The sequence below is a fragment of the Pseudoalteromonas sp. GABNS16E genome (assembly GCF_028598715.1).
Lineage (GTDB): Bacteria > Pseudomonadota > Gammaproteobacteria > Enterobacterales > Alteromonadaceae > Pseudoalteromonas > Pseudoalteromonas atlantica.
In genome coordinates this window covers 53,249-62,204 of sequence record NZ_JAQREZ010000024.1, presented here as the reverse complement: position 1 = coordinate 62,204, position 8,956 = coordinate 53,249, and the positions used below count along the sequence as shown (strand labels likewise).

The window sequence follows — 8,956 nt, the reverse complement described above, 5'->3', positions numbered from 1 at the left end:
ATGCTATGTTTATTCATGTTAGCCTCTGCTGTTTAGTTAATTGACAAACTAATTATGGCTCTGGCTTTGAATTAAGCTAACCCACGAAAAGCGGAGGCTAACACCGTGTGGGAGTCATTATGTCTATTGTATCGCTAGATACAAAAGTGATGACCGAATTATCTATTACTATGGCTGCACAAGGTGCAAAAAAAACACGCATCAGGCCCCAAAACGCAAGGGCTTACACTCGCAGCATGGGATGACTCATTTACCGATTCATTACTACGATTGCTGCAACTTGTAGGCAACCCTGTAGATATTGCGGTTTTAGGCGAAGGGCGACTGCGAGAATTATATTACGCCATATTAAACGGACAGGCAGGTAGTAGTGTGCACCAAGCCTTTGGCGTAGGAAACGACATAGCACGCTCAATTGATTATTTGGCATCTCGATTAGATGAAACCATAACCATAGACGATATGGCAGCAAAAATTGGCGTAAGTAGGGCAGTTTTGCATCGAAAATTTAAGGATGCGACCAGTATGTCGCCGATTCAATTTGTTAAATCTATGCGCTTAAATACCGCCGCGATGAAAATTGCAGCGGGTATGAACGTAAGTTCGGCGGCCATGTCGGTAGGCTATGTTAGCTCATCACAATTTAGCCGAGAATTTAAACGTATGTATGGGCAATCGCCAAAGCAGTGGAGCCAAGCAAAGGAGTTACCTCAGGAGCTTGTTGCGCAATCGATTGCTCAAACAGTTGATCAAACAACCAGCCTGAGGGATTGATCATGGATAATATAGTCATTTTTAGGGTTGTTGGTGCGGTATTAATTATTTTTAGCATAGTGTTAGCTGCCAACCCTGAGCTGATAAGCAATAAGCCAGTTCCTAATGATATTTTTAAGGCCGTAGAGCGCAGAATTTGGTGGGGGTTATTTATTGGTTTTGGCTTATTGCTGCAATTTCATCATCAGCTTGTACCTTGGCAAGCTAGCATAGCGGCAACACTGTCATCGTTACTCGTAGGACTATTAATTGCAAGGCTTATTGGCATTATGTTAGATGGCTCGGTAGCAAAACAGTGGCTGAATGTGGGTATTGAAATAGTGATACTGGCGCCTCTAATTTGGTGGTATTTAAAAGTACGCACTTAGTATCAGAGTTAAACCGCTATAAATCTTAGTATCGCCTTAGAGTGTAACGCTTAATACCTTTAAGGCATGATAAGCAAACAAAGGCGTTTACCCATGAGCTTTACTTTGAGTTAGCGCCATTTCTTCAGACCAAGGTACATAGAGTGCAGGAGTTAAGTTTTTATTATCGGCCAAAATTACTTTCGCGATTGGCCGTCCGAAATATTCAGTTGGCTCAAATGAGCAAATATCTTTTAGATTAATTGAAATATAACAATTTGCTTTTTTGATTAATAAAGCTGATTCATCCACACGTGCATGAACTGTTATTTGTAAGTTCATGTAAGGAACCATAGATACTATGTGTTCACCTAAGTGAAATCTGTCTCGCTCTATCTCATCTCCTATTGCTTTTAAATAGTTAATATATGCTTTCCAACGCTTTAAAATTAATAAGGTTAAAAATGAAATAAAACAAATTAGGCTTAAAAGAATCGAATGAAATACAGAAAATTGACCCAAATAATAAAATGCACCCGCCAGTATAAGCACAACAGCTAAATTTAATAATGACCACTTATTTGGCTGAAATTTTGAATGATTACTTTGCAAAATACATCCTTGAAGTTATGTGGTTTCTTACAGCGCTAACGCAGAAACCTCCTTAAATTATTATTCACTATTAATAGCAGGTTGTATGTTTTTTTACCACCTTTAGCCTGAGTCATATTTGATAACCAGAGATACAATTATATTAACTATTGCTATATTAAAAAAATCTTTTAACTAGGAGTCCCCCTTTTAATAGCAAAGCAGAAAAAAAAGCTAACTCCTCGCTTTGCTCTTTTACTTAGCCTATTACTCCCTCCAATAATTATTTTTTTAAATAATTGTGATTATTTCAGCGATACTGCGAATAACTAGATAAGGCGATTATGTGAGTACTATCGTGCAGCTAAAATGTTTATATAAATGTGTACAGGCTATGTTGCATTAGCCAAAGCGCCGCACTTTATTACTTTTAAAAACAGATGCATTAGCACTTAAACACAATGAAACTGTGATGAGCCAACTACGTGATGAGATTAATTTAGATGATGGATTTATGCGTAAATGAACACCAATAAAAAAGCACTGTTTGCTCAAACAATGGAGCAGCATAAAGGCATTATTTATAAAGTTGTTAACTCGTACTGTCAAAACCAACACAACAGGCAAGACCTAGCGCAAGAAATACTCACCACCATGTGGCTTGCTTATGATAATTACGACAAAGACTATAAGTTTTCTACATGGATGTACCGAATAGCACTGAATGTGGCGATTTCCTATTACCGCAAAGACAGTAAACGAGAAGATAAAGCCAATGAAAGTGAGCAGTGCATTGTGCACATAGCCGACCTATCAGCGCACAATGATAAAAGCGAAGAGGTTAAGCAGCTTTATGAATTTATAGCAAAGCTCGATAAGTTAAATAAAGCCATAGTATTGCTGTATTTAGAAGGCGAACCCCATCAAAGCATAGCGACGAGTTTAGGCATAAGTAAAACCAACGTCGCTACGCGAATTGGCCGCATTAAAGAAACACTAAAAAATCAATTTGAAAAACAGGGGGCTTAATATGAATTTAGATAACATTAAAAACACATGGCAGCAGCAAAATAGTATTAACGAATCGGCCATTACAATAAACCAATCACTGCTGAGCGAAACAAAAGTGAATAACAAAATGAAAGAGCTTAATGCTATGAAGTGGGCACGTATTATTGAAAGCGCAGCCTTCTTTTTTATTATTGTTTTATTGGGGCAGTATATTGCAAATAACTTTAGTGTTTCAGCGCCTTCAATATCTGCGTTGATACTGAGTGTATTTTCCATTGCTGGCCTTGCGGGTAATATTGGCCAAATAGTGCATATTGCTAACGTTGATTATGCAAAGCCAATTAGCCAAGTTCAAAAAGACATTTATTGCCTTTGCTCACATAAATTACAACTAACTAAGTTGTTATTTATGTCTGCCCCTTTTTATATGGCTTATGTTTTTATTGGGTTTGATGTGTTATTTGAAATTGACTTATTTGCACACCTAAAGCAACACATGGTTTGGTTTTATAGCGTGTCATCGCTTCTACTTTTAATAGCCACTGGCTGCGTATTAGCTAAACTAAACTACACAAATATCGCAACTCCTTGGGTTAAATGCACCATTGCATTTATTGTCGGTGAGCGTTTAGTAAATATAGCGCAATTTATAAATAGTATAGAATCAACAGACAGCTAAATTATTAGCTGTCTTACTTTTAGAATATCTAAAAGATAGTTATTCGAGGTTAGTCCGTTTTTTCTTTAAACTCACACAAGTCTTCAATAATACAGCTGCCACATTTAGGCTTACGGGCAACGCAAGTATAGCGTCCGTGTAGTATTAACCAGTGGTGTACGTCTACTTTAAATTCTTTAGGGACAACCTTTTCAAGCTTTTGCTCAACGGCGACTACATCTTTGCCCATCGCAAATTTGGTGCGGTTTGAAACACGAAAAATATGCGTGTCTACGGCAATGGTCGGCCAGCCGAAAGCTGTGTTGAGCACTACATTTGCGGTTTTTCGGCCAACACCGGGTAGGGCTTCTAGAGCTTCGCGGTTCTCGGGAACAATGCCGTTATGTTGATCAACCAATATTTGGCACATTTTGTACACGTTTGCGGCTTTTGAATTAAATAAGCCAATGGTTTTTATATAATCGCGAAGCGCATCGTGGCCAATATCTAAAATGGCTTGTGGCGTATTAGCAACCGGAAATAATTTACGGGTGGCTTTATTTACCCCTACATCGGTGGCTTGTGCAGAGAGCGTAACGGCTACTAGTAGCTCAAATGGGCTTGAATATTCAAGCTCGGTTTCTGGATGCGGGTTTTGCTCGCGCAAGCGCGAGAGTATTTGGTGACGTTTTTCTTTATTCATGCAACTTAAAACGCATTAGCTAATAGCGTTAATGCGTTTTCCCCTTAAGTTAAGCTAGTAACACGTGCGCGTGGGCCTTTTTCGGCTTCTGGCGGCGTTACTTGTTTTGATTTTATTTGTGCGTCAATAACATTTTTTGCTGCTATTAGCAGCCCAAGCCCTAAAAAGGCGCCGGGTGGTAAAATAGCGAGTAAAAACTGGCTATCGAAACTAAATATTTCCAAGCGTAGGCTTTGTGCCCATGGCCCTAGGAGCAAATCGGCTCCATCGAATAATGTACCTTGGCCTATCAGTTCGCGCATTGCACCGAGCACTAACAGTACGGCCATGAAGCCTAAGCCCATCATTAGGCCGTCGAATGCAGACAGGTGCACAGGGTTTTTAGAGGCATACGCCTCTGCACGGCCAATAATGGCGCAGTTAGTTACTATTAGTGGAATAAATATGCCTAATGATTGATACAAGCCAAAGGTGTACGCATTCATAAGTAGCTGAACTATGGTCACAAAGCCTGCAATAATCATTACAAATACCGGAATACGAATGTCTTTAGGCACCCAATTACGCACAACTGAAACAGTAATATTAGAGCCTACTAAAACTAATAAAGTGGCTAACCCTAGGCCGAGCGCGTTGGTTACAGTTGATGTTACAGCTAAAAGCGGGCATAAACCGAGTAGCTGCACTAGCGCGGGGTTATTAGCCCATACGCCTTCTTTGTATAAGGTTTTTAACTCACTCATTGTGTTACCTCTTGGCAAGCATTAGGCTGTTTAAAAATGGCGTCAAAGTTAGTTTTTGCAAATAATACGGCATTTTTTACCGAGCCTACCACGGCGCGAGGGGTAATTGTTGCGCCGGTAAATTGGTCAAACTGGCCGCCATCCTTTTTTACCGCCCAACGGGCATCGTCTTCACTTTGAACCGTTAAATCGTTAAATGTAGTGATCCACAGCGACTTTTTAACTTCTACTTTATCGCCTAAGCCGGGCGTTTCTTCGTGCTTAGTAGTACGAACGCCGGCAATGGTGCCATCAGCAAGTACGGCGGTTAATAAGTTAATATCGCCACTGTAACCACTAGGTGTTACGTGTCTTATTACAAGTGCAACAGGTTGCTGATTTTTATAAGCGCGGTAAATAACTTGCTCGGGGTATGGACCAAGTTGTTCGTCGCTCATACTTACGCAATTTGTATTGAGCTGATTATCGTAGCTGCTTGGGTTTAATACCTCTTGTAATTGTGAGGTTAATTGCAAGCGTTCTTGCTCGGCAATTTTATCGGCGGTAAAGGCATCAATTGAGGCAACTAAGCCTGTTGTTATCAGTGCAAAGGCGGTTAATATCGCGCCATTTTTAGCCATTGATGAAATAATCATTTTACTGCTCCGTGGCCATAAGTGCGTGGTTGGGTGTAGTAATCAATCAGCGGTACAGCAATATTAATTAATAATACACTAAAGGCTACCGCATCAGGGAAGCCACCAAAGGTGCGAATTAAATACACCAACAAGCCAATTAACGCGCCATAAATTAAGCGCCCTTTATTGGTAGTTGCAGCCGAGACAGGATCGGTGGCGATAAAAAATGCGCCCATCATGGTCGCGCCACTTAATAAGTGAAATACCATACCCGGCTCGATACCCGGTGCGGCAATATAGCCAATGGCACTGCACAGCGCTAGTGAGCCTATAAAGCTTACTGGAATATGCCAGTTTATAATTTTAGCTTTTAAAAGGTATAAACCACCGGCTAAAAAGCCTAGGTTAACCCATAGCCAACCAAGCCCAGCCCATTGAGAAAAAATCGGTTTTTGCATGCTTTCGCTAACAGTTAGACCATGTGCTACATCGGTTTTAACTGTATCAAGCGGTGTGGCCATGGTGAGGCCATCAACGCCGGCACGGACTTGATCAACACTAAAGCCCAGAGCGGTAAAATCGGTAAATATAAGGCGTAATTGGTCAATAAAGCCAATTGGGGCATTAAGTAAATCGGTAACGGGTAACCAAGCGGTCATTTGCACCGGAAACGAGACTAAAAGTAGTACGTATGCGGCCATTGCTGGGTTAAATAAGTTAAAGCCAAGCCCACCATAAAGTTGCTTTACAATCACAATGGCAAATAAACAGCCAATAATAATGACCCACCAAGGCGCCAGCGGCGGAATACTCAGTGCTAACAGCACACCAGTAAGCCAAGCACTACCATCACTCAATGCAGGCCAAACAGGGCGTTTACGCATTAACATAATGGCTGCTTCAAATATGCTTACAGCAACAAGTGCCAGTACTAACTGAATAAGTACGCCAGTCCCAAAAAATACCACTTGCGCTATTAGCCCAGGAATACACGCAGCAATTACGGTTAGCATTAATCGCGTTAACGACTTATGGCTATGGTTGTGCGGCGAACTGGCCATGCTTAATTTCATGACTGATCATTTCCTTCTTTTTGTAACTTTTTAGCTTTGGCGCGCGCTATTGCGGCGGCCACGGCGGCTTTTTTCTTCTCTGCTGCAGTTTGCTCAGAGGCCGTTTTCTCAGAGTTTGAACCGCTGCTGGTTTGTGGCTCATTGCTGTGTTCAGCTGTGCTGTGTTCACTTGCTGCTGATTGCTCTGCTTCTTTAGCGGCTTTTTTTGCTTTAGCACGGGCAATAGCAGCAGCTACGGCCGCTTTTTTGTCATCAGCAGGAGAGCGTGTTTGTGAGTTTTCAGGCTCAACTTCACCTGTTTGCTCAGCAGCACTTGGTTCATCTGATTGCTGGGCTTGCGCAGCCGCTTTAGCGGTTTTTTTAGCTTTAGCACGCGCAATAGCAGCAGCTACCGCTGCTTTTTTATCATCTGCGGGCGCGGGGGCTTCATTGCTTTGTGGCTCTGCATTTTGCTCAGCTTGCGCCGCTTTTTTAGCTTTAGCACGCGCAATAGCAGCAGCTACTGCTGCTTTTTTGTCATCAGCTGGGGTGGGAGCTTCATCGCTTTGTGGCTCTGCACTTTGCTCAGCTTGCGCCGCTTTTTTAGCTTTAGCGCGAGCAATAGCAGCAGCTACCGCAGCTTTTTTATCATCAGCTGGGGCGGTTGCTTCATCGTTTTGTGGCTCAGCATTTTGCTCAGCTTGCGCCGCTTTTTTCGCTTTAGCGCGGGCAATAGCAGCAGCTACGGCTGACTTTTTATCATCAGGTGCTGGTGATGACTCGCCCTCGGCAGCTTTTTGTTCTTTATATTTACGTGCTTTTTCTTTACGTAGTGCACGCTCTTTAGCTACTTCACTGTTATCTGGCTCTAGCTCTTCACCTTGCTGTTTTTTTGCTTTGGCGCGGGCAATTGCAGCGGCTACAGCTGATTTTTCATCGCCATCCGATGATTTGCTCTTAACGCGGGCAAGGGCATCCGCTACTTTTTGCTTTTCATCTGATGTTTTTGCCGCTGGTTTACGTTTATGGCGGTTTTGACGTTCTTGTTGCTCGCGCTCTAGGCGTTCTTTACGGGCGTCAAAGCGCTCTTTTGCTCTATCGGCTTTAATTTTTTCGGCTTGTTGCTCTTTTATTTCTACTTTTGCTACGCGGTAATACTGCACCAGTGGAATTTCGCTTGGGCATACATACGCACACGCACCACATTCAATACAATCAAATAAGTTGTGCTCTTGTAATTTGTCGTATTCTTTTGATTTTGCAAACCATTGTAATTGCTGTGGTAATAACGAAGCAGGGCAGGCATCTGCACAGGCACTACAACGTATACAGGCTTTTTCAGGCCCAGGCTCAGCCAGCTCTTTATGATCGGGAGCTAAAATACAGTTGGTGGTTTTAATTACCCCAATACGCACAGTCGGTAAGGTAAAGCCCATCATCGGCCCGCCCATTACAACGCGCTGCTGGGGTACGGGTGAAAAACCTTGGCAATCAAGCAGGTGCTTAACTTCGGTGCCTAATAATGCCCATACATTACCCGCATTATGAATGGTGTTACCTGTTACTGTAACAACGCGTTCAATAAGCGGTTTACCTTCGTACACTGCCTGCTGCACAGCAAACAAAGTTCCTGTGTTGTGTACTAAAATACCAATATCGGCAGGAATACCGCCACTGGGTACTTCACGGTTTGTAAGTAATTTAATTAATTGTTTTTCGCCACCCGATGGATAAACAGTAGGCACCGTTTGAATAACAATATTGGCGTTGTGCTCTGCGGCACTTTTCATAGCCGCTATGGCTTCGGGCTTATTATCTTCAATGCCAACAATACACAGTGTCGGATTTAAAATTTGTTGCATTAACTCAATGCCTTGCACTACTTGCTTGGCATGTTCACGCATTAACACATCGTCGGCTGTTATGTATGGTTCGCACTCAACAGCATTAACAATTAAAAACTCAATAGGTTGTTTAATATCGGCTTTTACATAAGTAGGAAAGCCTGCTCCACCCATACCACTTATACCTGCTTGATGAATTATATCGACTAATTCATCGTGGCTAAGCTCACTTGGGTTAGGTGTTGGGGTTAGTTCGCACCATTGATCTTTGCCATCAGGCTCAATAATAATACTTAGCTCAGGTAAAGCCGATGGATGCGCCGAAGGCATAGAGGCAATGTCTGTTATGGTGCCAGAGCTGGGCGCATGTACAGGCACAGACCAATTCGCAACGGGCACGGTAAGTGCTTGGCCTTTTAATACCTGTTGGCCTTTTTCTACAATTAATTTACCGTTAGCACCAATGTGCTGTTTAATTGGTACAACTAACTTATCAGGTAGAGGAAGCCTAGCAATACGCGCACTGTTAGAGAGTGTTTTTTGTTGTGGTGGATGCACGCCGCCCGGGAATGCCCAAACAGTGCCTTTTTTAATTTGTTCAAGTAACTTTTCCACT

The 8,956-nt window shown here is 42.3% G+C and carries 10 protein-coding genes; 4 read left to right on the top strand and 6 right to left on the bottom strand.

Annotated features, from left to right (window positions below; genetic code table 11):
- The first annotated feature begins 183 nt into the window (after positions 1 to 183).
- Positions 184 to 774 carry a helix-turn-helix domain-containing protein gene (locus PSI06_RS11435; protein ID WP_273603763.1) on the top strand — a complete coding sequence of 197 codons (591 nt, stop codon included), beginning with the start codon at positions 184 to 186 and terminating at the stop codon, positions 772 to 774.
- 2 nt (positions 775 to 776) lie between these two features.
- Positions 777 to 1,142, top strand: a complete 366-nt coding sequence (locus PSI06_RS11430) for a hypothetical protein (protein ID WP_273603764.1) — start codon at positions 777 to 779, stop codon at positions 1,140 to 1,142.
- Between the two features lie 87 nt (positions 1,143 to 1,229).
- Here PSI06_RS11430 and PSI06_RS11425 read toward each other — a convergent pair whose 3' ends face one another.
- Positions 1,230 to 1,733 carry a hypothetical protein gene (locus PSI06_RS11425; protein WP_273603765.1) on the bottom strand — a complete coding sequence of 168 codons (504 nt, stop codon included), beginning with the start codon at positions 1,731 to 1,733 and terminating at the stop codon, positions 1,230 to 1,232.
- Between the two features lie 501 nt (positions 1,734 to 2,234).
- Between PSI06_RS11425 and PSI06_RS11420 the strand changes: the two genes are divergently transcribed.
- Together PSI06_RS11420 and PSI06_RS11415 are read left to right on the top strand one after the other, a co-directional pair.
- The gene (locus tag PSI06_RS11420; protein WP_273603766.1) at positions 2,235 to 2,741 is read left to right on the top strand and encodes a sigma-70 family RNA polymerase sigma factor; all 507 of its coding nucleotides are present in this window, start codon (positions 2,235 to 2,237) and stop codon (positions 2,739 to 2,741) included.
- A gap of 1 nt (position 2,742) precedes the next feature.
- Entirely contained in the window at positions 2,743 to 3,402 is a 660-nt protein-coding gene (locus PSI06_RS11415) for a hypothetical protein (protein WP_273603767.1), read from the top strand.
- 49 nt (positions 3,403 to 3,451) lie between these two features.
- On the opposite strand, the gene nth is transcribed toward PSI06_RS11415, so the two are convergent.
- Genes nth through rsxC form a run of 5 tightly spaced genes read right to left on the bottom strand, consistent with a single transcriptional unit; the run spans position 3,452 to position 8,955 of the window.
- Entirely contained in the window at positions 3,452 to 4,084 is a 633-nt protein-coding gene (nth, locus tag PSI06_RS11410; RefSeq protein WP_024034131.1) for an endonuclease III, read from the bottom strand.
- A gap of 44 nt (positions 4,085 to 4,128) precedes the next feature.
- On the bottom strand, positions 4,129 to 4,827 hold the full coding sequence (locus PSI06_RS11405) for an electron transport complex subunit E (protein WP_004589483.1): 699 nt from the start codon (positions 4,825 to 4,827) through the stop codon (positions 4,129 to 4,131).
- The gene (gene rsxG / locus PSI06_RS11400; protein WP_273603768.1) at positions 4,824 to 5,462 is read right to left on the bottom strand and encodes an electron transport complex subunit RsxG; all 639 of its coding nucleotides are present in this window, start codon (positions 5,460 to 5,462) and stop codon (positions 4,824 to 4,826) included. Before rsxG ends, PSI06_RS11405 begins: the two co-directional genes overlap by 4 nt.
- Positions 5,459 to 6,517, bottom strand: a complete 1,059-nt coding sequence (gene rsxD / locus PSI06_RS11395) for an electron transport complex subunit RsxD (RefSeq protein WP_273603769.1) — start codon at positions 6,515 to 6,517, stop codon at positions 5,459 to 5,461. Before rsxD ends, rsxG begins: the two co-directional genes overlap by 4 nt.
- Positions 6,514 to 8,955 (bottom strand): electron transport complex subunit RsxC, encoded by a 2,442-nt coding sequence (gene rsxC, locus PSI06_RS11390; RefSeq protein WP_273603770.1) that lies wholly within the window; start codon positions 8,953 to 8,955, stop codon positions 6,514 to 6,516. Before rsxC ends, rsxD begins: the two co-directional genes overlap by 4 nt.
- Between the last annotated feature and the right edge of the window lies 1 nt (position 8,956).